The organism is Luteitalea pratensis (assembly GCF_001618865.1).
Classification (GTDB): Bacteria; Acidobacteriota; Vicinamibacteria; order Vicinamibacterales; family Vicinamibacteraceae; genus Luteitalea; species Luteitalea pratensis.
This window is the reverse complement of record NZ_CP015136.1, coordinates 7,350,438-7,373,014: the sequence shown is the minus strand read 5'-3', so window position 1 is coordinate 7,373,014 and position 22,577 is coordinate 7,350,438. Positions and strand designations below refer to the sequence as shown.

22 protein-coding genes are annotated in these 22,577 nt (G+C 66.0%); 9 read left to right on the top strand and 13 right to left on the bottom strand.

The window, feature by feature from the left end; genetic code table 11:
* The first annotated feature begins 89 nt into the window (after nt 1–89).
* Nucleotides 90–821 (top strand): VPDSG-CTERM sorting domain-containing protein, encoded by a 732-nt coding sequence (locus LuPra_RS30990; RefSeq protein WP_157899900.1) that lies wholly within the window; start codon nt 90–92, stop codon nt 819–821.
* A gap of 227 nt (nt 822–1,048) precedes the next feature.
* Here LuPra_RS30990 and LuPra_RS30985 read toward each other — a convergent pair whose 3' ends face one another.
* From LuPra_RS30985 to LuPra_RS30970, 4 genes are all read right to left on the bottom strand, one after another.
* A complete protein-coding gene (locus LuPra_RS30985) occupies nt 1,049–1,216 on the bottom strand; it encodes a threonine/serine exporter family protein (RefSeq protein WP_110174363.1) in 168 nt (55 codons plus the stop codon).
* A gap of 256 nt (nt 1,217–1,472) precedes the next feature.
* The gene (locus LuPra_RS30980) at nt 1,473–1,829 is read right to left on the bottom strand and encodes a hypothetical protein (RefSeq protein WP_110174362.1); all 357 of its coding nucleotides are present in this window, start codon (nt 1,827–1,829) and stop codon (nt 1,473–1,475) included.
* Nucleotides 1,830–2,696: 867 nt separating this feature from the next.
* A complete protein-coding gene (locus LuPra_RS30975; protein WP_110174361.1) occupies nt 2,697–3,260 on the bottom strand; it encodes a nucleotidyl transferase AbiEii/AbiGii toxin family protein in 564 nt (187 codons plus the stop codon).
* A complete protein-coding gene (locus tag LuPra_RS30970) occupies nt 3,257–3,514 on the bottom strand; it encodes a hypothetical protein (protein WP_110174360.1) in 258 nt (85 codons plus the stop codon). The genes LuPra_RS30975 and LuPra_RS30970 overlap by 4 nt, the downstream gene beginning before the upstream one ends.
* A 645-nt stretch (nt 3,515–4,159) precedes the next feature.
* Here LuPra_RS30970 and LuPra_RS30965 point away from each other — a divergent pair.
* The 3 genes from LuPra_RS30965 to LuPra_RS30955 are packed head-to-tail and all read left to right on the top strand — an operon-like array spanning nt 4,160 to nt 6,247.
* The gene (locus LuPra_RS30965; RefSeq protein WP_234800634.1) at nt 4,160–5,692 is read left to right on the top strand and encodes a deoxyribodipyrimidine photo-lyase; all 1,533 of its coding nucleotides are present in this window, start codon (nt 4,160–4,162) and stop codon (nt 5,690–5,692) included.
* Nucleotides 5,673–6,014 (top strand): DUF6883 domain-containing protein, encoded by a 342-nt coding sequence (locus LuPra_RS30960; protein ID WP_110174358.1) that lies wholly within the window; start codon nt 5,673–5,675, stop codon nt 6,012–6,014. Before LuPra_RS30965 ends, LuPra_RS30960 begins: the two co-directional genes overlap by 20 nt.
* On the top strand, nt 6,011–6,247 hold the full coding sequence (locus tag LuPra_RS30955; protein WP_110174357.1) for a DUF4926 domain-containing protein: 237 nt from the start codon (nt 6,011–6,013) through the stop codon (nt 6,245–6,247). Before LuPra_RS30960 ends, LuPra_RS30955 begins: the two co-directional genes overlap by 4 nt.
* Nucleotides 6,248–6,328: 81 nt before the next feature.
* Here LuPra_RS30955 and LuPra_RS30950 read toward each other — a convergent pair whose 3' ends face one another.
* The 5 genes from LuPra_RS30950 to LuPra_RS30930 all read right to left on the bottom strand — a co-directional run bounded on the left by LuPra_RS30950 (nt 6,329) and on the right by LuPra_RS30930 (nt 14,156).
* Nucleotides 6,329–6,646, bottom strand: coding sequence for a hypothetical protein (locus LuPra_RS30950; protein WP_110174356.1), 318 nt, complete (start codon nt 6,644–6,646; stop codon nt 6,329–6,331).
* A gap of 506 nt (nt 6,647–7,152) precedes the next feature.
* A complete protein-coding gene (locus LuPra_RS30945) occupies nt 7,153–8,454 on the bottom strand; it encodes a threonine/serine exporter family protein (RefSeq protein ID WP_157899899.1) in 1,302 nt (433 codons plus the stop codon).
* Nucleotides 8,430–10,661 carry a peptidylprolyl isomerase gene (locus LuPra_RS30940; RefSeq protein ID WP_162472871.1) on the bottom strand — a complete coding sequence of 744 codons (2,232 nt, stop codon included), beginning with the start codon at nt 10,659–10,661 and terminating at the stop codon, nt 8,430–8,432. Before LuPra_RS30940 ends, LuPra_RS30945 begins: the two co-directional genes overlap by 25 nt.
* A gap of 139 nt (nt 10,662–10,800) precedes the next feature.
* Nucleotides 10,801–12,765 (bottom strand): dipeptidyl-peptidase 3 family protein, encoded by a 1,965-nt coding sequence (locus LuPra_RS30935; protein WP_110174353.1) that lies wholly within the window; start codon nt 12,763–12,765, stop codon nt 10,801–10,803.
* Nucleotides 12,762–14,156: an MBL fold metallo-hydrolase RNA specificity domain-containing protein gene (locus tag LuPra_RS30930; RefSeq protein WP_110174352.1), complete on the bottom strand. Its 1,395-nt coding sequence runs from the start codon at nt 14,154–14,156 to the stop codon at nt 12,762–12,764. Before LuPra_RS30930 ends, LuPra_RS30935 begins: the two co-directional genes overlap by 4 nt.
* A 149-nt stretch (nt 14,157–14,305) precedes the next feature.
* Between LuPra_RS30930 and LuPra_RS30925 the strand changes: the two genes are divergently transcribed.
* The 4 genes from LuPra_RS30925 to LuPra_RS30910 all read left to right on the top strand — a co-directional run bounded on the left by LuPra_RS30925 (nt 14,306) and on the right by LuPra_RS30910 (nt 17,934).
* The gene (locus LuPra_RS30925) at nt 14,306–15,097 is read left to right on the top strand and encodes a hypothetical protein (RefSeq protein ID WP_157899897.1); all 792 of its coding nucleotides are present in this window, start codon (nt 14,306–14,308) and stop codon (nt 15,095–15,097) included.
* 239 nt (nt 15,098–15,336) lie between these two features.
* Nucleotides 15,337–16,185, top strand: coding sequence for a hypothetical protein (locus tag LuPra_RS30920; protein ID WP_157899896.1), 849 nt, complete (start codon nt 15,337–15,339; stop codon nt 16,183–16,185).
* Nucleotides 16,186–16,400: 215 nt separating this feature from the next.
* Complete coding sequence (locus LuPra_RS32455; protein WP_157899895.1) at nt 16,401–16,769, top strand: four helix bundle protein; 369 nt, start codon at nt 16,401–16,403, stop codon at nt 16,767–16,769.
* A gap of 220 nt (nt 16,770–16,989) precedes the next feature.
* Nucleotides 16,990–17,934, top strand: coding sequence for an aldo/keto reductase (locus LuPra_RS30910; protein WP_110174348.1), 945 nt, complete (start codon nt 16,990–16,992; stop codon nt 17,932–17,934).
* 150 nt (nt 17,935–18,084) lie between these two features.
* Here the strand turns inward: LuPra_RS30910 and LuPra_RS30905 are convergent, their stop codons facing one another.
* From LuPra_RS30905 to LuPra_RS30890, 4 genes are all read right to left on the bottom strand, one after another.
* A complete protein-coding gene (locus LuPra_RS30905; RefSeq protein WP_110174347.1) occupies nt 18,085–18,825 on the bottom strand; it encodes an SDR family NAD(P)-dependent oxidoreductase in 741 nt (246 codons plus the stop codon).
* Between the two features lie 389 nt (nt 18,826–19,214).
* On the bottom strand, nt 19,215–19,889 hold the full coding sequence (locus LuPra_RS30900) for a DUF1326 domain-containing protein (RefSeq protein ID WP_110174346.1): 675 nt from the start codon (nt 19,887–19,889) through the stop codon (nt 19,215–19,217).
* Nucleotides 19,890–20,087: 198 nt separating this feature from the next.
* Nucleotides 20,088–21,068 carry an EamA family transporter gene (locus LuPra_RS30895; RefSeq protein ID WP_110174345.1) on the bottom strand — a complete coding sequence of 327 codons (981 nt, stop codon included), beginning with the start codon at nt 21,066–21,068 and terminating at the stop codon, nt 20,088–20,090.
* Complete coding sequence (locus LuPra_RS30890) at nt 21,065–21,601, bottom strand: Lrp/AsnC family transcriptional regulator (RefSeq protein ID WP_110174344.1); 537 nt, start codon at nt 21,599–21,601, stop codon at nt 21,065–21,067. The genes LuPra_RS30895 and LuPra_RS30890 overlap by 4 nt, the downstream gene beginning before the upstream one ends.
* 283 nt (nt 21,602–21,884) lie before the next feature.
* Between LuPra_RS30890 and LuPra_RS30885 the strand changes: the two genes are divergently transcribed.
* The gene (locus tag LuPra_RS30885; protein WP_110174343.1) at nt 21,885–22,475 is read left to right on the top strand and encodes a CHRD domain-containing protein; all 591 of its coding nucleotides are present in this window, start codon (nt 21,885–21,887) and stop codon (nt 22,473–22,475) included.
* The last annotated feature ends 102 nt before the right edge of the window (nt 22,476–22,577 follow it).

The following is a 22,577-nucleotide window of genomic DNA, read 5'->3' as shown; positions in this document are numbered from 1 at the left end:
ATTTCGAACCGCAATGCGTTCGCACGACACCGTGGCCCATGATTTGCTTCTACCCTTCACGCAAGCACACCCGTCTAAAGGAAAAAACTATGACCTTGTTCAAGAAGTCCACGCTGCTCGCGGCGCTCACAGCAGCGGGCCTGTTCGCCATCGCTGAGCGGCCCGTCGCGGCGAATACCGTCTATTACGCCTTGACCAGTGACCATTGCACCAATGGCTGCGGAGGGAATGGCCACCTTTTCGGGGTTATCACATTGACGGACATCGCCGGCGGCAACGGTGTACGCTTTACATTGGAGCTTGCCGACGGCAGCTTGCTTGTTGATACGGGATTCCCTCCTGGCGCCCCCCCTGACGCCAGCATCGCATTCAACCTCGACCTTAATCCCGCTCCTCTGGTCGATCAGAACGCTACACTCACGGAGGGAGCTCCTGCGTCGACCTCTTTGTCCCTGTTCAACACTTCTGCCGCAAGCCTTGGATTTAATGGTTTCGGTACCTTCGAATACGCACTGACCTGCAAACAGTGCGGAACCGGGGGCGGCGGTGGAGTGGCTGGTCCGTTTACCATCGACATCCTCGCCGCCGGCCTGACTACGGATGACTTCGCACAGAAGTCCGTCGGGGGCGATGTCCAGGCCTATTTTGCGGTCGACATTCTGAGCGGCGTCACGGGGTACACAGGGCTTGTGGATGCGTCGGGCCCGTCTACGCCGGACAACCCGTTTGATTCGGTCCCGGATGGCGGAACGACGGTTGCGCTGCTCGGTTCCGCCCTTCTGGGCATCGGCATGATGCGCCGCCGATTCGGCAAGGGCTGAGTCCAGGCAAGGTGTGCTTTGAAGGGCGCGGGGCATCATGCCCCGCGCCCTTTTTAGTTGGGCCGGACAGATCGCTCCCCTCGTGCACGGGGCCGCGCCAGGGGTTGACGTTCGACCTACTTGCGCGCCGTTGGCACCAGGCCGCCGTCAATCGCAACAGCGGTCAGGATCATGGTGAAGCCGGCAGTGGCACCTACCACCACATTCTGGTCCAGCAGACTTGCCAGCTACCGGTAGCGGATGCTGCCGGGGACGAGGAGCAGCACACCAGGCACCTGCGCGACCGCCGCGGGACCGAGCCCGCGCGTGCCGTACAGGTTCGCGAGGATACCCACCACCAGCGCGCCGACCCAGGCGGCCAGAGCCGGTCCGAACGAGAGAGCGGCGATCCGCACGGCGGTCTAGTCGATCGTGCTCGACAGCCAGAGCCACGGGAAGTCGGGCAGACGAGCGCGCAGCAGGATGCCGAATGCGAGCGGCGCGACCGCCGCCAGCATCGCCGTCCATTCAGGCAATCGCAGCGGCTGCAGCGTAACGAAGGACCAGATGGCGATGGAATGAGGGGTTGTCCGGGTCCTTCTCCAGCAGCACGCGTAGCGGCCGGTTCCTTCCAGCCACTGAATGTCGAGGAGCCTCCCTGAAGGTCCGGTATCACCTCCGCACGATGTCCCTGTCCTTTTCCTCGATGTGCAGGCCCACCGACGTCACCCCGAAGTTCGCAACCTGGCGTACGTCCCCTCGCACCTTGACCAGGGCACCCTTCGACGGCGTGCCGCGCTGTTGCGACAGCACCGTGATCTCCGCCGAACCATCGTCAATCTTGTAGAGCCCGTACGGCACGAGCGGAATGCTGTAGGCACTCGTCACGCGGCCGGTCACCTCGACCTGGCGATGGTCGTAGTGGCCCGGGTCGTTGCGGATGTCGGCAATGGTCTTGGCACGCATGGCGCAGCCGGCAAGGCCCAGCGCCAGCAGCACCGCGAGAACAGGTCGGGAGTAGCGGGACATGAGTGCCTCCTTCGCTCCGGAGGAGCTGGAACCCGGAAAGGAATCGGGGGAATGCTGCCCTGGATACGCCCCCTGCGCACCCATGACAACCTTCCCCCGAGGTCCTGCAGAGACTGCACGCGAGCCGCCCACAAACGCGGAATGCGGCGATGCCAGCGCCTGCCTTACGGTTTTCGCATCCCGTTGACTCGGCGCAGTCCCGCCGCTCCCTAGTTCAAGGCGCGTGCCAGGCGCCTCCGGCCGGAAGCGTCCTGCACAGGGGACGAACCACGCCGGCCGTCGCACTCAATTTAGGACCCTTCAGCGTCATTCAAAATTCAGAATGAAGCGCGGGGCGCACATCGCCAGGCTCCCGCAGAACACCTTCACGCCACCGCCTTGCTGCCGCACACAATTGAGGACTCTTCAGCGTCAGTTAGAATTCACAATGAAGTGCGGGGCCGGCACCGCCACCACGAAGTCAATTCAGGTCCCTGCCCCGGCATTCATTAGCAATTCAGGGTTTTGCGGCGTCATTTAGAATTCAGAATTGAGCGCGGGACGCGCAACGCCAGGCGTCCGCGTTGCGGCCTTCATTCAGATCGCCGACTGCCCCCGACGGCTCAGGGCGCCCCGAGTGAACCCTTCATTCTGAATTTTGAATGTCGCTGAACAATCCTAAATTGCTTGTGGCGGCGCCGCCTCACGCGTCCGCGTTCTACGTGACGCGCCGCCTCGCGCCGCCCGCCAACCGCCAGGCTCCCGCGTTGCGTCCTTCGTTCCATTCAGATCGCCGGCTGCACCGAAGCGCTTGAGCGCCCGACTAGACCCTTCACTTTGAATTTGAATTTCCGTGAAGAATCCTCAATTTTTGATGGTGCCGAGGCGTCAATCGATGCGTGCGCGTGTCTGTTCCAGTCGATCGAGCAGTTCAGGCTCTTCTTTCAACTCTGCCAGGGGAGCCAGCTGCGCGCACACGTACGGCCAGTCCAGCTGTCGGGACTGACGGACGATCACGCCCTCGATGTCCACCCAGTCCTTCGGACGGTCGGCGAAGGCCTTGAGTACGATCAGATCCTCCGCCGAACAGGTCCGCAACGAGACGTCGGGCGGGTAGGTGAATCGGGTGGACCGCTCGACCGCCAACTCCTCGAAGGGAAGACCCCCAAGCGCGATGTCGAGTCCGACCCCGGACGCGGCGCGCAGCAACAGGACACGGTTGCGCTCGGCAAACGCTCCGGCATCATCGATGCGTGGCCGGAATGCATCCAGCAGAACAGAAACGAACTCTCGCTCGCGGCCGAAGCCTGTGATGAGCGTCAGGTCGACGTCGATCGTTTCGCGCGGCTCTCCCCATCGGAGAACGGCGAGTCCGCCGATGAAGCAGAAGCGCCATTGCTGCGCCTCGCACACCGCCTGTAAGTCGGCTGCCGCGCGAATCAGCGCGTTCACAGCGGCCGCAGCCTCATGAACAGCCGCTGCTGTTCAAGGAGCCCGGATGTCGGCGCAGGCGCGCGCGGCGGCAGTTGGTAGTCGGCTGCCCCGCAGAGGAGTGCGATCGCGGCGAATGCATCGAGGGCTCGCAGTTCCTGTCGTCGGATCGCCTCGAGTCGCGGGCCTGCGTCACGCCAGGTGGCAGCCCAGGCTCGGCCCAGGGCCAACTGCTCGGGCGTCCACCCTTCGAGCGCCGATCGTCGGGACTCCATGATTGATCCTACCCTTCCTGCGACTGACGGGAATTCAGGACTCTGCCACGTCATTTAGAATTCACAATGCCGCGCGGGGCCGGCAACGCCACCACAAAGGCAATGCAGGTCCCTGCCACGGCATTCATTAGCAATTCAGGGCTTTGCGGCGTCATTTAGAATTCAGAATTGAGCGCGGGACGCGCAACGCCAGGCGTCCGCGTTGCGGCCTTCATTCAGATCGCCGACTGCCCCCGACGGCTCAGGGCGCCCCGAGTGAACCCTCATTCTGAATTTTGAATGTCGCTGAACAATCCTAAATTGCCTGTGGCGGCCCCCGCCTCACGCGTCCGCGTTCTACGTGACGCGCCGCCTCGCGCCGCCCGCCAACCGCCAGGCTGCCGCACAGCATTCTCACGGGAATTCAGGTCTCTACCGCGACCTTCAAAAGTCAGAATGAAGCGCGGGGCCCTGCACCGCCACCACAAAGTCAATTCAGGTCCCCGCCACGACATTCAGAATTCAGAATGCAGCGCGAAGCCGGCAACGCCAGGCTTCCGCGTTGCGTCCTGCATTCAGATCGCCGACTGCCCGACGCGCTCAGGGCGCCCCGAGTGAACCCTTCATTCTGAATTTTGAATGTCGCTGAACAATCCTAAATTGCTCGTGGCGGCGCCTGCTTCACGCGTCCGCGTTTTACGCGACGCGCCCCCTCGCCGCGCCGCCCGCTACGTCCTCTACTGGATGATCGCGGCCCGGCGGCTCGAGGACAACTTCGCCCTGCAACACGCGGCATGGTGGGCCAGCGAGCTCGACCTGCCGCTGCTGATCTTCGAGCCGTTGCGCGTCGGCTACCCCTGGGCCAGCGATCGCCTGCACGCCTTCGTGCTGCAGGGCATGTCCGAGCATCGGGCCGCCGCCGGACGGCTGGGCGTGACGTACTTCGCCTACGTCGAGCCGCGGCCGGACGCCGGCAAGGGCGTGCTTCGGCGACTTGCCGCAGACGCGGCCGTCGTCGTCACCGACGACTACCCGACCTTCTTCCTGCCACGCATGATCGCCGCCGCGGCGGCACGCCTGGATTGCCGCCTCGAGGCCGTGGATGGCAACGGCCTGCTGCCGATGCGCGCGACGAGCACCGTCTACCCGACCGCGTACGCGTTCCGCCGCTACGTGCAGAAGGCGCTCCCGGCGCAGCTGATGCAGTTCCCGGTGCGGAGTCCGCTGGAGGTGCTGCCGCGCCGCGCCGCCCCTGTCGCAGCCGAGGTGCTGGAAAGGTGGCCGCCCGCGAACGACACGCTTCTGCGAGCGACAGCCGAAGGCCTGGCTACCTTGCCCATCGACCACTCGGTGGCGCCATCGCCCGTGCTCACCGGCGGGTCCACGGCCGCTCACGTCCGTCTCGAGGAGTTCATCGCGCACGGCCTCGGCCGGTACGATGAGCGTAATCAGCCCGATAGCGACGGCGCGTCCGGCCTCTCGCCCTGGCTGCACTTCGGACACATCGCCGCCCACCGCATCTTCTCCGACGTCGCCTCGCACGCTGGCTGGACGTCGCGGCAGCTGGCCGCCCGAGGGAACGGCAACCGGGAGGGTTGGTGGGGTGCCTCGCCGCAGGTCGAGGCGTTCCTCGACGAGCTGATCACGTGGCGCGAACTCGGGTTCAACTTCGCCGCCAATCGCGCTGATTACGACCGGTACGAGTCGCTTCCCGAGTGGGCGCGTGCCTCGCTCGATGCCCATGCCGCCGACCGCCGCGAGCACCTGTATACGTTGCAGCAGTTCGAACGTGCCGAGACCCACGATCCGGTCTGGAATGCTGCGCAGCGGCAACTGGTGCGCGAAGGGCGCATCCACAACTACCTGCGGATGCTATGGGGCAAGAAGATCCTGCACTGGACGCCCGACCCGCGCGAGGCGCTCGCGGTGATGATCGAGTTGAACAACAAGTACGCGCTGGACGGACGCGATCCGAACTCCTACAGCGGCATCTTCTGGGTGCTCGGCCGGTACGACCGCCCATGGGCCCCCCGCCGCGAAGTGTTCGGCGTCATCCGCTACATGAGCAGCGAGAACACGGCTCGCAAACTGCGGCTGAAGAACTACCTACGCACCTACGGCCCGGATGCGCCGTTGCCAGGCCTCGACCCCTGCGATCCTGACGACGGTAGAATGCGCCGTGCGTCTTCCGAATGCTGAGCGGGCACTCATCGACCGCACCAAGCTGGAGGGCTACCTCCTGTCGACGGCGCACCCGATCGGACGCTTCAAGGCTCGGTTCTTCGCTGCGCTCGGCTTTACGGCAGACCACTGGGAGGTCCTCGAAGAGGCCTTGCGGGAACAGCACCTGCACCAAGATGCGGAGGCCGGCGTGCAGGACGAGCAGGGTCAGCGCTTCAGCATCCGCGCTATCCTACGGGGACCGACAGGTGCGTCCGAGATGATGGTCAGTGTGTGGTTCATGCGGACAGGCGAGGACCACGCACGGTTCGTGACGGCATATCCCGGAGAGACGAAGTGACGCCCAACCTCCTAGACGTTGTCGTGCTGAACTGCGATCTACCGGCGCATGGTCTGCGCCGTGGTGACCTCGGGGCGGTCGTGGATGCCCCGGGTCCAGGTGCGATCGTTGTCGAGTTCGTGGCTGCGTCGGGGCGGACTCAGGCGCTTGTGACTCTCGCCCCTGCGGATGTGCGCGCCGTCGCCGACGATGACCTGGTGGCCGTCCGGTCAGCCGCTCCCAAGGCGTCCTGATTCCGCGGGGATGCCGCTCCCGATTCCCGCCGTTCTGGCTCAGCCGGACTCGGGCGAACGCCTGTCACGCACCCAGGCCGCTCAGTGGACCCTGGCGTCGGGTTGCATGTACGTACCCTTCGGTGCCGTCACCGGGATGGCCAATCCTTCGATCACGCTCTGCGACACCCGCACGAGCGTCGTGACTTGCGCCGCGTACGCCTGGACCGCATGCGCCAGGTACGGGTCGTACTCGTAGCACCGTGTCAGCGGGACCGTCTCGACCACCGCGTCCTTCAGCTTGAGAGGCTCGACCAGCCTGAGGTGTCCCAGCCGATCGGGTTCTCGTGAGACGACTTCGACGGGCACCAGGATGGGCACCTCGTTGTCGTGTTGAACATAGAACAGCACGGTATGCACGGACGTGCCTCTCCTTGACCGCAAGCCGGGTCGGGCTCACCCGGGCAGTCCGGGCGGTATGGTCAGGGAATCGGCACAGGAATGCCGAACAACAGCGCAGCTGTCGGGATTCCGACAGCTGCTTGGTCGTTCGGCATTTCATTCAGAATTCAGAATTTAGAATTCAGAATTGAGTGCAGCTCGAAGCTCCGGCTGGCCGGCCTGGCAATGCTGAATGGTGTGCGGTAGATCCGACCGTGCGCGCGCCGCGCTGCATTATGAATTCTGAATATCAGCGAAGCGAGCCTGAATTGCTCGGGGCCTGGGAGCCGTGCGGCAGATCCGACAGTGCAGGCCCCGCGCTGCATTGTGAATTCTGGATGTCAGCGAAGCGAGCCTGAATTGCGTTTTCAGAGTGGCGAATGTCAGCGAAGTGAGCCTGAATTCGCGTGCCGGGTGGGAGCAATGACGCTGGCGATGAGCAACCCCGCGGCGGTGGCGTTGACGCCCGGCTGATGGCGCCGCCGCTACGCGCTCGGGCGGGTGGTTTCGCGCTGTCGATGGGTGGGGACGAGTACGCTCGCCACGAGCAGGCCAGCCGCGATCGCGACGGCCGTCAGGATCATCGTGAAGGCCGCGGTCACGCCGACGATGACGTTCTGATCGAGGAGGCTGCTGAGGGAGCGGTAGCCGATGCTGCCGGGCACGAGCAGCAATACGCCAGGCACTTGCGCAACCGCCGCGGGCCCCAGCCCCCGCCTGTCGTACAGGTTGGCTAGGACGCCGACGACCAGCGCGCCGATCGAGGCGGCCATCGCCGGTCCGAAGGAGAGGGCAGCCAGTCTCACCGCGGTGTAACCAATCGCGCTCGACAACCACAGCCACGGGAAGTCACGGAGCCGCGCCCGCAGCAGGACCCCGAACGCGAGCGGCGCCACCGCCACCGCCAGCGTCAGCGTCCAGTCTGGCAACCGCCTGGGCTGCAGCGACCGCACCTCGCCAACCAGGGCGCCGGCGACCTCGGCGCCCACCGCCACGCCGAAGGCGATGGTCACGAACACGAGGAAGGCACCGCTGAGACGAGCGGTCCCGGCCGCGAGGTGTCGTCGCGCCAGCTCGGTCATCGCAACCGTCACCGTGAGGCCAGGAACGAGCACGATCACGCCACCGAGGGTCGCCGTCGGGACCGACAGCCGCAGGTCGCTGATGGCGGCAAAGCAGGTCACGACCAGCGACACGGCGAAGGCGGCGACGAGTTCGAAGACGTGCGTGCCGTGCGGCAACCGGTTGGATGCAAGCGAGATTGCGCCGGTCAGCAGGCCGGCGAACCCCGCGACGAGGACCTCGTTGATGCCGCCGCCGAGGATGCGGCACACGACCGCCGACGCGACTCCATAGCCAAGCACACGGACGACCGGGCGCGAGATGGGCGGCAGCGCGATGATCTCGTCGATCCGGCGGGACCCCTCGATCACGGTCAGCCGGTGCTGCTCGACGTCACGCGACACGGCGTCGAGCCGCGCCAGTTTGCCAAGGTCGACGTCGCCAGGGAAGACACGAATGAGATGAGTGTGCTGGCGTTCCGGCGGACCAAAGGCCGCGAAGATCGAGGTCGGCGTGGTGAAGAAGTTGGCCTCGAGCCCGAGGCGATCCGACATCGCCTGCAGGTTGTACTCGAGGGCATCGGCCGACAGGCCGTACCCGTGAAGGGCACGCCCGAGCCGCAGCACGAACCCGACGGCCGCGGCCTCCTCGTCGGAGTATGGCGCGCCCGACGAGGGAGCCACCGGCATGTCGGCCCCCATCACGGCGCTCCATGCGTCGGACAAGGTCCGACGCCGACACCTGGGGCGAGGCACGTAGCCGCCGGACTTGTCCGGCGGTCTGCGGCGACCGGGCGAACGACCGTCGCGGACTCGATGGCCTCACCCTCCACGATGTCGTCGATCAGCCCCGAATCACCAGTGAGCGACCCGAGGACCGTGTAGGCGAAGTCCAGGCGGGCGTTGTCGACAAGGTTGATGAAGATCTGCCCATCGCCGGTATCCGGGCCTCGTGTCGAGATGCCGATCGTGCCGCGCACGTGGCTCAGCGACGAGAACTCGTCGCGCGCGAAGTCGGCGGCACCTGCGTATTCGTTGGCGGCCGGACTGCCGCCCTGCACGACGAATCCCGGCTCGACCCGGTGGAAGGTGCGGCCGTTCCATTCGCCGCGGTTCACTTGCGCCACGAAACGGGCGACGGCTGTCGGCGCAAGTTCAGCATAGAGGCGAAACGTCAGCGTTCGGTTACCGCTGAATGTCAGCGTGACGGTCGTCCCCTGCAATCGCGTGACATCGTTCCAGGTCGGCGGGATCGGCGAGTCTGCGGCCCCGGCGGATGTGCTGCGGTAGGGCCCGTTCTCCGAACGCGGCCCAGCGTTGGCCGGGCTCCCGCCTGCGCCAAGGCTTCGGCGGGCAAGCGGAGAGCCGGGGCTATCGTCGGGCAGACCGACACCTCGTGTCCGAAGCAACGCTGTCACGCGCTCGGCGATGAACGGATCGAAGTCCGACAGGTACGGACGCAGCGTCGTGGCGCGCTCCGCATCGAGCTCGTCGATGCGTTCGATGAGCGCCACGCGCGGGTCCCGCGACGTCTCGCGCTTCTGTGCAGTCAGTCGCGCGAGTGCTGCGCGGAGCGCCGTCACCGTCCCGCGGTCCGCACCCGTCCCGCGCAACGCGTTTGCCGCCTCGATCACGAGTTGCCCATCGTCGCTGCCGAGGGCGTCGAGGGCGGCCGCCGTCAGGTTCGGCAGCTTCGCTTCGCGCCAGGCCGCCAACGCCGCATGGCGCACGTTGACGTCCGTGTCGGCCGAGAGCGCACCGAGGACATCGGCTTGAAGGGTCGTGCCGGCGGCTCGGCCTGCATACATGCGCACCTGCCAGACGTCAGACGATGCGGCGCGTGCCACGAGTGGGCGCGCGGCCGCCGCGTCGGTGCGTGCCGCCGCGACGAGCGCGTGCGCGTACTCGTGCCAGTTCGCGCCCGTCGGTGTGGTAACGAGCCGGGTCTCACAGGCTGAGCGGCACGCATGTGCCTCGCCCAGCGCGTCGAGGGCAGCCAACCTGACCGACACATGGCGATCGCTGACGGCGACTTCCGCGCGTGTCGGCAAGCGCGAGCCGAGCCGCGAGACCGCCGCATGTCGTACCAGCATGGACTCGTCGCTGAACGCGTCCGCGGCGTCCGCGTCCGACACCTCCGGCCGGGACGAGAGGTCGATCACCGCCAGGCGGCGTACCTGCGCGTCGGCGTCGCCGGCCGCCGCGACACGGCGTGGTGCCGAGAGAGAGCGCAGCGTCATCAGGCCCGTGGTCGCAAGGCGCCGGACGCGCCGATCGAGCACATCCTGCAGCGCGACGGTCCCAGGCGTCGGAGGCGCATGCCGATCGAGCAGTGACTCGAGCAGCGCCACGAGCCCCGGGCTGTCGCTGCCTGTCCCTGCGAGGGTCCGAACGCGCCGCGCCATCGCCTCCGTTCCTCGAGCGACGCCGACAGACACCACGGCCCGTGCCGGGCTGGCGTTCGCGCGTGCCCACGCCCCCGCCAGCACACCCGCGGCGGCGTCCACGCTGGCAACGCTTGGGAACGACAGACGTCCGATCGACTCGGCGAGGCTGGCCGTGACGAACGGATCGGTTTCGCGAGTCAGCCGCTGCCGCAACGCGTCGAGCGCCGCGGCGTGGGTGGAGCCATCGGCGCTCCCGATGTGCGCGACCGCAAAGGCCGCCTCACGCCGCACATCGATTGACTGGTTGTCGAGCGCGCGCACGGCTGGGCCGAGGAACTCCGCACGACGTGTGCGGCCGATCGCACGGACGGCCATTACTTGCGCCTCGGCTGTGCCCGAGGCCAGCACCGTGTCGATGACGGCACGAGGAGCCGCGCTGGTGATGCGCGCGTCGTCGGCCTGGAGGATCGCCGTCCGCACGTCGATTGCGGGCGCCTGCGCCTGCGCCAGCGCCGTCGTGCCGAGCCAAACGTGCGCCAAAACCATCAGGAAGATCGAGCGTCGACCTAAAGGTCGACGCCTAGGGGCACCGAGGGCAACAATGAAAATCACCGCCGTCAGAATGCCCGAGCCTCGTCTTGCCTTGGCCGCCGTAGCCTTGGCGAAGGTGGAAGGCCGGTAGTCGTCAGGCTGTCGATGTCGCAAGCACTCGCCGATCCTCGTCGGCCATGCCGTAGCGGTCGGCGTACTCGAGCATCTGCGTGGCGAGATCCAGGGGATACGACACCTCCACGTCCGTGATGGCACCGGTCGTGTCCAGGACAGGCGCCAGTCGAGGCATGACGAAGCCGGTGTAGGAAGGCAGATCGAGACGGTCGACACGCGCGACGACCTCGTCACGGAGGACAGGATCGAAGTGGATACCATGCGCGTCCAGCAGCGCCACGGCCTCGTCGTACAGGCCCTCGGACTTGATCCGTTGCACCAGCGCCAGCATCCGGCCGACACCTTCGCGGAATGCCTCATCGTCAACGACCACGTAGAACGTGCGGCCATCGCGCTGTCGCCGCTCGATCGCGGACGTGTGCGCCATCAGCCAGTGCACGATCGCCTGGCGGTTGCGCATGTGGTCCTCCTCGAGGTGCGTGCCCTTGCGGACGCGGCGCAACTGCACGAGGGCGTTGCGCGCATAGCCCTCGTACTCGGCCCGTACCACGTCGACGTGATCCGCGGCGTCGATCAGCCCCAGTTCCACCATCACCGGATCGGCGATGAAGTGCAGTGCGACGAGGTCCGATCGCGTCTCCTCCAGCGTCGAGTACTGCTCGCGCAGCACCGTCTGCGGCGACCCCACCTGCGGCGCCATGCGACCCGACCCATGGCCGATGACCTCGTGCAGGCTGGTCGTCAACTCGCCCGCCAGCGCCTGCCATCGCCGCGAGCGTTCGCGCTCCTCGTCAGACCAGCAGAACTCGGCCCGAAGGCTCTCCGGCTGCGACTTCTCGTAGGCCTCGCTGACGTTGGCAAGCGACACGGACTTGCTGCCATACACCTCGCGGAGGGCCTCGTCGTTGGGGAGGTTGATGCCGATCGCCGTCATCGGCCCGGCGTCACCGCACTCCACGATCACGTCGATGGCTCGTGCGGACACGCCGACAACGTCCGTCCGACGATAGGCCTGGTCGTAGGGCATGTGAGCCTCGAACCACGCGGCGTGCTGCGCGATGCGCCGGATGTCGGCGGTCTTCTCGGGGTTCTCGTGGAAGACGATGCCCTCCCACGCGCCCTTGCGACCGCGAGCGTCGAGGTAGACCTCGATGAAGCCGTTGATCGTGTCGACGGCGCAGGCCGTATCGGCCACCCAGGCGATGTCGTACTCGCGACGGTCCTGCTCTTCTCCGGAGCGATAGAACCGGATCAGTGCTTCGAGTGCCGCACGAGTCGCCGGTGGTGCGACGGCACACGCAGCCTCGAGGTGCGCGACCACGCGCGCCAGCGTCGCGCCGTAACGGCCGCCAACGCGGTAGACGTCCTCACGCAGTGCCCCGTCGGGCTCCTTCGACAAGCGCGAGTTGAGCGCAAAGCGTTCCTCGAAGCCTTCGACGTCGGTTGACGACACGCCCGCGTAGAGATTGTTGGCGCTCGCCGCAAGGATGTCCTCGCCAGGCGCCGGCGTCTTGCTCGTGACCATCGGTCGCCACGTCTCGTCCAGGAAGTCGCGAGCGTGAGCGTCTACGAATGCGAGGGGCGTGGCATGGGAATCCAGTGGCACGAACTGGCCGCTCGCGCGCACCGCCTCGATGGCGGCCAGTAATTGCACGCGCGAGAGCTCGAGTACGAACTTGCGTGACGTGATGTGTTCGTAGGGACCCGAATTGATCCAGAACAACCTGGTATAGCGCTCGATGGCGGCGGCGACGGCGGGTTCAAGGCTCGCGCGGCCCACGAACAGTGCCTCGATCACGCCTCGCATCACCAGGCCGTGTTCGTAGCGCTGGTCGTAGTAGATGTCGCGACCGGAGAGCGCGGCTTCGTACAGATGCCACGCGAGGCATTTGTCGCGCAGGCACAGCCGCGCGAACGCCTCCGCGTGCAACTGGACGACGGCTGCGGGGCCGACACGTTCGAGCAGGTAAGGAATGTCGGTCATGCGCTGGCTGCGGCGAGTATCACGTGCTCCCGATGCTGCGGCTGCTGTACGGACCAGCCGAGTTCCTGGCGGATGGCGGATGCCAGCGCGCCCATGGCATCGGGCTCCCCGTGTACGAGGAATGTCTGTGCCGGCGGGCGCGAGAAGCCCCGGAGCCATCGGAGCATCTCGTCGCGATCGGCATGGGCCGACATCTGGTCGTTCTTGACGACACGCGCCGCCACCGGAATCACTTCACCGTGGATCTTCACCGTCTTCGCGCCGTCCACGAGCAGGCGGCCGCGGGTGCCGGCCGCCTGGAAGCCGACAAACAGCACCGTGTTCTTCGGATCGGGGAGCATGTGCTTCAGGTGGTGGAGCACCCGGCCCCCGGTGGCCATCCCGCTCGACGAGATGATGATCGCCGGGCCGCTCGATCGTGTGAGCGCCTTGGACTCCTCGGTGTCCTTGATCACATGCAGGCGTCGTGTGTCGAACATCGGCCCGCGATGGGCCGGACGCATCTCCGGGTCCAGTTCATCAGGGCGCGAGCTGTAGAAATTGATCGCCTCGGCCGCCATCGGGCTGTCCACGTACGTGGGCATCGACGGAATGCGCGCGTCGTTCTCGAGGCGTTGCAGCCAGTAGAGAAGCTCCTCGACACGGCCAATCGCGAACGAGGGGATCACCAGGCGGCCGCCATGCTCGTACGTGCGCACGATCACCCCGGCGAGCGATGCGCCATCGTCGTCGGGTTCGTGGGTGCGGTTGCCGTACGTGGATTCGATGAGCAGGACGTCCGCCTCGGCGACCGGCGTCGGATCGGGCAGCACCGGCCGGTCGTAGCGACCGAGATCACCGCCGAACAGGATTGTCCGCGGCGCGTCGTCCTGCGTGACGCGGATGAACGACGACCCGAGCAGGTGGCCGGCGCGGATGAACTCCGCGGTGAGGCCTGGCACCACCTGCAGCGGCACACCGAAGCCGACCGGTTGCAGCAATGTCAGCGCCCGTCGCGCATCGTCTTCCGTGAACAGCGGCCTCGCCGGAGCGTGCCTGGTGTAGTGGTGTTTGTTGGCCTGTCGCGCGTCCTCTTCCTGGAGGCGTCCCGCATCGGGGAGGACGAGCGTGCAGAGATCGCGTGTACCCGGCGTGCAATACACGCGGCCCCGGTATCCGGCGGCGACGAGACGTGGAAGCCACCCGACATGGTCCAGGTGGGCATGCGTGAGGAGCACGGCATCGAGCGAGGAAGGGACGACGCCGAGCTCCTGCCAGTTGCGCTCGCGCAGGACCTTCAACCCCTGGAACAGTCCGCAATCGACCAGCACGCGACGGCCCGCATTGGTCCGGAGCAAGTGTCGGGAGCCGGTGACCGTCTGGGCGGCCCCGAGGAAGGTGATCTCGCTCATGTCGTGGGAGTCCGGTGCGAAGCCCCCGTATTCTATACTTCGGACAGTCAGCGCCACACGGCCCGTCCGGACGCCGCTTGCCGCCGAAGCCTAGGCGGAGGCGGGCCCGGCCCCCACGGATCGTTTGTCCGCGTGGAGGAGTGAGCAAGATGCGTCTTCGTACAGCGGTGGTGGCACTGGCCCTCGTGGCCTGTGCAGACGCGGCCTCGGCCGATGTCAAGATGGTGGCGCAGATGACCGGCAAGATGATGGGCCGCAGCCCGTCGGGCGAGACGGTCACGTACATCAAGGGCGCCAAGATGCGGACGGACCAGACGATGGGGGGCAACCAGCTCTCCACGATCATGGACGTCGAGGCCGGTGAGCTGATCAGCATCAATCACAAGAACAAGGAAGTGGAGATCTGGAACATCGCCGATCTGGCCAAGACGATGCAGAGCACGGGCATCGCGGCCAGTGGCGTCGACGTCAAGATCACGCCCAATGGCACCAGCAAGGAAATCGCCGGTTACAAGGCCGACGGTCACGACATGACCGTGTCGGTGAAGTCCCAGATGGCCGAGGGCATGGCCATGACGGTCACCATCTCCGGTCCGGCCTATCTCTCGACCGACGCGCCAGGCGCGAAGGACTACGCCAGCTTCTACGTGGCCGCGGCCGACAAGGGTTTCTTCTTCGGTGACCCGCGGGCGGCCAAGGCACAGCCCGGCAACGCCAAGGGCATGATGGCCCTCTACCGCACGATGGCGGAGAAGGGCATCCCGCTGGAGTCCAGGCAGGTCATCAAGCTCTCGGGCGACGGCCCGATGGCAGGAATATTCGCCAAGATGGGCGGCGGTGAGATCAACAGCACCGTCACCAGCGTCTCCGCCGAACCGCTCGGCGACGACATCTTCGCGGTGCCCGCCGGCTACAAGGTGAAGAGGCAGAAGCTCGATTAGAGAAATTCAGAATTTAGAATTCAGAATTGAGCGCGGGTCCGAGCACCGCCACGATACGGACTCGGGAATTCAGAATTTAGAATTCAAAATGAAGCGCGGGGCCAACACTGCCACAATACGGGATCAGAATTTTGAAGCAGGCCATATCGGAGCGACAAGCAAGCGACGGGTGGTTGGTGATGCTGCGAGCTGCGCTCAATTCTGAATCCTGAATTCCGGCTGAAGAATCCTCAATTTTCTTGGCTTCCTTCCTCGAGGCCCTCACCGGTCCCTCTTCGGTCTACGCCGTCGAACTTCGTCCTCCTCGCGCCGAGCTCAGCTCGGCGGCGGGGATGGACGCGTGGATCGACACCTACCACGCCGTCAGGCGTCTCGTGCGGCGTGGTCACCACGTGTGCCTGACCGACAGCGCCGTCGGCGCGCAGGAAGAGGACAACCTGCGGCACCTGGTCCTGAACCTGGGCGATGACGTTCCGCGCGACCATGTGGTGCCGTTCCTCACGTCCAAGCACACGCTGCAGTACTGCCTGACATACGCCGACCGCGCCCAGTTGCACGGCTTCCCGGCGCTCGTGGTGCTTGGTGGCGACAAGGCGGTGGGCACGCCGCGGTCGGTCGAGCACGCGTGGCAGCTTCGTGCGGCGATTCGCGCCAGGCAACCGACGCTCGCGCTTGGCGGCTGGGCCAATCCGCATCGCCATCCCGAACGGCAGGTCGAGTTCCTGCAGGCCGGCGACTTCACGGGCGAGTACTACCTCACGCAGGTCGCCTCACATCACCAGGTGCGGGACGTGGAACGCTTCCTCGGCGAAGCGTCGCGTCGAGGCCTGACCATGCCTGGCATGTTCGGGGTGTTCTACTACCGCAGCGCACGGCGCCGCACCCTCGACATGCTTGCGGAGTTCATGCCGGTGCCAATCGACGAACTCGTCACGGAGTTCGGGGCCGGTGCGTCGCCCGAGACAGTGTGCGCGCGCACCATCCGCACCCTGAAAGCCGCCGGCGTCCGGCACTTCTACATCAGTAATCTTCCGCTGACAGATACGGACGCCGTGCTGCATCGCATTCTGGACGAAGCAGGAGCATGAGCAATTCAGGCTCGCTTCGCCGACATTCAAGATTCAGAATTGAGTGCGGGCGAACAACGCCACCAGCACGGGCAATTCAGGCTCACTTGGTAGTTACTTCCACGGGGCACACGCGCAGGATTTTCAATTCCTGCACACTGGCCCGCTTTGGAACCGCAAAAGCGAACCGATTCTGCGCCCCGACCGTCGGCACAGGTCGTGCGGCCGAGTCGCGCGTGGCACGTGAGATTCAGGAGCGGGGATATCGCTTCGGGCGGGACGTGATGCGGTACGCGGTCGGATGCGAGCCATCGTCGGTCATCGGGCGCGACCTGCTGAGGCAACTGTTCCGGGCGGCCACCTCCGTTGGGGCCAACCTGCAGGAGGCGCACGCTGGTGTGACAAGGCATGACTTCGTCCACAAGATCGGCCTCGCCCGCAAGGAAGCGTTCGAGGCGCGGCACTGGTTACGCCTGCGGCGGGACATGTGTCCAAGCGATGAGGCCCTTCATCCCCTTCAGCGGGAAGCGGACGAACTGTGTCGCATCCTCACCGCCATCATCCTCAGCGCGAAGAGGAACGACAGCCGTCCTGCGCCCCAGTGACGGCGTGTGGGGTACTCACTGCTGAGGTCGTGGCCGTGTCGCATTCCCCTGGCTGGATTTCCGAGAAGATGCGTGTTGCCTGGCTGGTGCCCGCCAAAACGGCGGTGTTGGCCCCGCGCTACATTCTGAATTCTGAATGTCAGCGAAGCCTGCCTGAATTGCTGTTCCGTGCAACGTTTCCCGCCCCGGCGTCGTCGGAAAACGCTGGAGGATTGCCAAGATGCTCAGTCGTCGCGAATGGCTCAACCTGACGCTCGGGGCCGGTGCTGCCCTGACGTTTGATCGTTCCGTGCTGCACGCGCAGCAACCCCTCATCACGCGCGCCATCCCTTCATCGGGCGAGAAGATTCCCGTCGTCGGGCTCGGAAGCTCCGCGACGTTCTCGCAGGTGGCTCGCAGCGAGGACGTCACGGGGCTCCGTGAGGTGCTCAAGGCGTTCACTGACCAGGCCGGCACCGTGTTCGACACGGCGCCGAGTTACGGCGCCTCGGAGGAGGTCGCCGGCCGCATCGCCGGCGAGCTCGGCGTGACCGAGAAGGTCTTCTGGGCAACCAAGGTGAATGTAGCGGGGCGCGGCGGAGGGTCGGCCGATCCCGCCGCCGCGAAGGCTCAGATCGACGCGTCCTTCGCCAAGCTGAAGAAGGGCAAGATCGATCTCATCCAGGTGCACAACCTCGGTGACGTGCCGACGCAGCTCGGCCTGCTGAAGGAATTGAAGAAGGCCGGCCGGGTGCGGTACATCGGCGTCACATCCACCAACAAGAGCCAGTACGCCGAGTTGCAGACGGTGATGCGCAACGAGCCGCTCGACTTCATCGGTGTCGACTACGCGATCGACAATCGCGATGTCGAGGAGGCGATCCTGCCGCTCGCGCAGCAGCGCAAGATCGGCGTGCTCGTATACGTGCCCTTCGGCCGTACACGACTGTTTACGCGCGTCGGCGATCGCCAGGTGCCCGACTGGGCCAAGGCCTTCGGCGCCGAGACATGGGCACAGTTCTTCCTCAAGTACCTCATCGCCCATCCGGCGGTGACCTGTGTCACCCCCGCCACCAGCCGGGCCAAGAACGTCGTCGACAACCTGGCCGGCGGTCGCGGCCAGCTCCCCGACGACGCCACGCGCAAGAAGATGGCGCAATACATCGAGGGGTTGCCGAGCGCATAAGCGTGAGGCAACCCCTCGAAAGGACGGAGGAAAGAGGACGGAGGACGGAGGTAGGAGCAGAGGATTGAAGACAGAGGTAGGCGCGAAACCTCGGCCCTCCGTCCTACCTCGCTCCTCCGTCCTCGCTCCTCCGTCCTCCGTCCTCCGTCCTTACAGGAGGTGTCTTCCTCCGTCGACCCGGACCACCTGGCCGGTGACCCACTCCTGGTCGAGAAGACCCATGATGGCGTGGGTGACGACGTCGGGGCCGCCCCAGTGTCTAAGTGGCGTGGCTTGCATCACGGCGGCCTGCATCTCTGGCGTCGTGCCGGCTGCCGGCAGGATCGGGCCGGGGGCGATGGCGTTCACTTGCACGCCGTCGGCCGCGAGTTCCAACGCCAGGGACTCGGTCAGCGCTACCACACCCGCCTTCGCGACGTAGTACGGCAGGTACCCCGTGTACCGCGGGCGTCCACTCGCCGCGACCCAGTCGCTACACAGGACGACGTGCCCCGCGCCCCGCGGCCGCATGTGCGCGGCGGCGGCGCGCGCGCAATGGAATGACGCGTCGAGATCGACGGCGAGCTGCTCCTGCCAATCCTGCGGTGTCAACTCATCGAGTGGCACGCGTGCGTACACCGACGCAAGACAGACCAGCACATCGAGTTGCCCGGCCCAGGCGATGACATCGTCGACGAGGGAGGCACACGCGGCAGCAACCCGGAGGTCCGTTGCGAACGCGGCCGCGCGGCGGCCTGTGGCAGCCACCGAGGTGACGACCTCGTCGATGGCGTGCGCGGAGTGGGCATACGACAGGGCCACGTCGGCCCCGCGCGCCGCGCAGGCATGCGCCAGCGACGCGCCCATCCTCGTGCCGCCTGTGATGAGCACCACCTTGTCGGAGAGGGTCACCGTAGGCCGCCGTTGGTAGGGACCACTCGCCGGTAGGGACCGCCGTTGGTAGGGACCGCCGTTGGTAGGGACCGCTCTCCGAGCGGTCCATCCCCTTCGTGGAGCAGACGGACTCGTTTGCGGAGACCGACGGCCTCCGAGATGGACGCCTCGGAGAGGCGGATGGACGCAGATGGACGTCTCGGGGAGGAGGATGGACGCCGATGGACGCCTCGGAGATGGACGCCTCGGAGAGGCGTCCCTACCCGATCGACGCCTCGGAGAGAAGAATGGACGTCTCGGTGGAGCAGACGGACTCGTTTGCGGAGACCGACGCCTCCGAGATGGACGCCTCGGAGAGGAGGATGGACGCAGATGGACGCCTCGGAGAGGCGTCCCTACCTCAGGAATCAGAAGGCGAACGTTCCGACGAAGGCAGAGCGCTTGTCGATCTGCTGCCAGCGCGTGCCGAGCGCCTGACCGGTGAAGGTCTGGTTACGGGTCATGCCCACTTCGGCCTGCGCGCCGCGCGACAGCGGGTGGAACCACTGCATCGCGCCACACGACGGGTCGTGATGGATGTGTGCCTCGACTTCCAGCCGCGCGTCTCCGGCCTGAACCGCGGCGGCGTGGTGCGTGCGCTCGAACGCAATCGGTACGGCCTGCACGTCGACGACGCGGATCGCGAGATCGCCGATGGCCGTCCTGGCCATCGAGACGAGGGCATCGCGTTGTGCGGGAGTGGCGCGTTCATCGACGTACATCAAGGCCTTCACCAGGGTCGGCGCCTCGCCGCCCATCTCGCGCATGCCGAGGTTGTGCGTGCCGGAGAGGGCGGCGACTACCGACAGGCCGTCGATCGTGACGCCGGCCACGTTGCCGTGGTCGACGCGCCACGCCAGCAGTGCCTGGCGGCCCATGGTCTCGGCCTCGCTGTTCATGACGCAACCGCCAGCGAAGACCTCCGCGGTGCGCGCCTCGACGTACGTGCCGGTCACCGAGGTCGCCGGGGTGGACGTGCTGTCGGCCGCCAGCGCGGGGGCAGCGGCCAGTATCGTCGCAAGGGCCAGGACTGCTCGGAACATGGGAAACCTCAACTGGAAGAACGGCCTTCGGCATTCGGGCGTCGGCCTTCGGCTCACGCTTGAGACCTGAGCCCTGAGCCTTAACCCATCGGCCGTAGGCCGCAGCCCGTAGGCCGTAGGCGTTAAAGCGTTAGCTCCCAGTCTACGCAACAGCCTCGTCGTCCTCAACGTCAACCGCACGGCGACGGAGCTCGCACCCTACTCCGAGCCCTGAACTCTGAGTGCTGCGGCAGAGCCAAGGGCGGTGGCGTCGCGCTCAATTCTGAATTCTGAATTCTGAATTGCTTTAGGCCTTCGTGACACCACGGCCGAGCCGGCGAGGATGATCGCGATGGCCGCGACGATCCGCCACGTCAGGGGCTCATGCAGCAACCAGGTGCCCAGAATGACGGCGACAACCGGGTTGACGTACGGGTACAGCGACACGGTCGACATCGGCAGGTGGCGGAGGGCGTACGTGTACGCGACGAATCCGATCAGACTGCCTGCGAAGAAGAGGTAGACCACCGCTGCCAGCGTGCGTGGCGTCCAGGCGAGACGCCCGTACTCTCCAAGGACCGCGGCCACGAGGAGCATGACGAGTCCGCCGGCAAGCATCTGGAAGGCCGAGGCGACGAGCGGGTCGGTGTCCTTGAGGCGCTGCTTGGAAATCGTCGAGCCGACCGACCACCCGATGCACGCCAGCTGGGTGGAGACCAACCCTCCAACCCACGTCCAGCCCGAGGTGGCAGTCAGGGCTCGAGTCAGATCCGGCCAGACGAGCAGGAGGATGCCGGTGAAGCCCACCAGCAGTCCGCCAACCGTGCGCCGTGTCAGGCGCTCGCCCCCAGCGAAGGACTCGATGCCGACCATCCAGAACGGCGTCGAGGCGACCAGCACGGCAACCAGCCCACTCGCCATGAACTGTTCGGCCCACACGACGCCGCCGTTACCGAACCCGAGCATCGCGACGCCGATGACAAGGAACGTGGGCGCGCGCCGCCAGTCGGGCCAACGATGCCCGAGGAGTCGCAAAGACACCGCCAGCACGCTGCCTGCGATCGTGAACCGGATGCCGCCGAGGAGGAACGGCGGTACGGTCTCGAGCGCGATCTTGATCCCGATATAGGTCGTACCCCAGAAGAAGCACACAGCCATGAACGCCGCGTATGCCTTCTGCCTCGTCGTGATGCGACTCACGGCGTCACCTCCACGTCCGCTACCGCTTCGTGTCCCTGCACGGCTTTGAGGTCGGTGCGCGTCTCCAAGGGCAACCTGGACGTTTCCTTGACCGTCTCCAGCACGACGGTCGTGCGTGTGGAGACGACGCCGGGAATACGGCCAAGTCGCTGTCGAAGAAGGGCCCCGAGATGCTGGGCATCCCGGGTGCGGACCTTGAGGAGGTAGCAGTCCTCGCCAGCTACATGATGCACCTCGAGGACCTCCGGCACGGCCGCCAGGCGCGCACCGGCATTTTCTTCCTGCTCTCCGGAACCAGAGACACGGACAGCGACAAAGGCCAATTGACCTAAATCAACAGCTCGAGGATCGAGCACAGCGGCGAATCCCCGAATGACGCCGCGCGCCTCGAGCTTGCGCAGGCGCTCGAGCACTGCCGAAGGAGCCAGGCCAACCGTACGCGCCATGTCGGCCTGGGATACACGCGCGTAGTCCTGAAGCATGCCCAACAACCGCAACTCGATAGTGTCCAGCGTTCTGTCGATGAGCGCCATCAGCGAATATTACGTGCTCCAAGTACGCGAATAAAGCACAAAAATTCTGAGAGAGGCCATCATGACACACGAAGCGTCAGCCCACCGCTGTTGGGACTGAAGATGCGCCGGAGTTGGCGGCGCGCCTACGCGAGGCCGGGCACCGCGATGGCAGTCGGCTTGCACCAACGAGACACGGCTCGAAACATCGCCCGGCGTTGAACCCGATCCGGCGCACGGGGCGTCTTTCTGAAAAGCTTCGCTGCCCAACCCACGACGCTTCACCTCAACTGGAGGCCCCTTCATGAATCGAATTGGCGCAGCACTGGCCCTCATGCTCGCTGTTACGGCGCCGGCGCAGGCCGCCGTCATCGTCTACAGCACCAACCTGACCGACGCTCTCGAACCGAATCCATCCCCGGCAACGGGCTTTGCCATGGTTACGATCGATGACGTCGCCAACACCATGAGGGTGCAGGCGAGTTTTTCGGGGCTGCTCGGAAACTCCACCGCGTCTCACATTCACGTCATCAACGGTCCTGGAGACGCGAACACCGCGGACCAGAACGGGCCGGTCGCCACCACGACTCCGACGTTCGCGGGGTTCCCGTTGGGCGTAACGTCGGGCATCTACGATCAGACCTTCAGCCTGACGGCCAGCGGCTCCTACAACCCGGCCTTCGTGACGGCTGCCGGTGGAACGGTGCCGCAGGCTCGCGTGGCGTTTCTGCAGGGGCTTGACGACGAGCGCGCGTACTTCCAGATCCACTCGTCCGTTGCTCTTGGCGGCGAAATTCGCGGATTCCTGGAGGCACAGGACGTACCGGAACCCACCTCGCTCACGCTCGCCGGCCTGGCCCTCGCAGGCCTGTTCCTGCGTCGTCGTTCGCGCTGAATCAACGCTTGGAATGCGAAAGGCCCGATCGCCTCGCGGCGGTCGGGCCTTTCGCTGTGGGTAGGGACGCCTCTCCGAGGCGTAGTGGGTAGGGGCCTCTCC

What these genes read in the sequence shown, in the direction of transcription:
- LuPra_RS30890 (WP_110174344.1), bottom strand. Translation starts at nt 21,601, where the DNA reads ATGGCGCTCATCGACAGAACGCTGGACACTATCGAGTTGCGGTTGTTG.
- LuPra_RS30970 (WP_110174360.1), bottom strand. Translation starts at nt 3,514, where the DNA reads ATGGAGTCCCGACGATCGGCGCTCGAAGGGTGGACGCCCGAGCAGTTG.
- LuPra_RS30980 (WP_110174362.1), bottom strand. Translation starts at nt 1,829, where the DNA reads ATGTCCCGCTACTCCCGACCTGTTCTCGCGGTGCTGCTGGCGCTGGGC.
- LuPra_RS30925 (WP_157899897.1), top strand. Translation starts at nt 14,306, where the DNA reads ATGCGTCTTCGTACAGCGGTGGTGGCACTGGCCCTCGTGGCCTGTGCA.
- LuPra_RS30885 (WP_110174343.1), top strand. Translation starts at nt 21,885, where the DNA reads ATGAATCGAATTGGCGCAGCACTGGCCCTCATGCTCGCTGTTACGGCG.
- LuPra_RS30990 (WP_157899900.1), top strand. Translation starts at nt 90, where the DNA reads ATGACCTTGTTCAAGAAGTCCACGCTGCTCGCGGCGCTCACAGCAGCG.
- LuPra_RS30940 (WP_162472871.1), bottom strand. Translation starts at nt 10,661, where the DNA reads ATGGTTTTGGCGCACGTTTGGCTCGGCACGACGGCGCTGGCGCAGGCG.
- LuPra_RS30935 (WP_110174353.1), bottom strand. Translation starts at nt 12,765, where the DNA reads ATGACCGACATTCCTTACCTGCTCGAACGTGTCGGCCCCGCAGCCGTC.
- LuPra_RS30930 (WP_110174352.1), bottom strand. Translation starts at nt 14,156, where the DNA reads ATGAGCGAGATCACCTTCCTCGGGGCCGCCCAGACGGTCACCGGCTCC.
- LuPra_RS30910 (WP_110174348.1), top strand. Translation starts at nt 16,990, where the DNA reads ATGCTCAGTCGTCGCGAATGGCTCAACCTGACGCTCGGGGCCGGTGCT.
- LuPra_RS30900 (WP_110174346.1), bottom strand. Translation starts at nt 19,889, where the DNA reads ATGTTCCGAGCAGTCCTGGCCCTTGCGACGATACTGGCCGCTGCCCCC.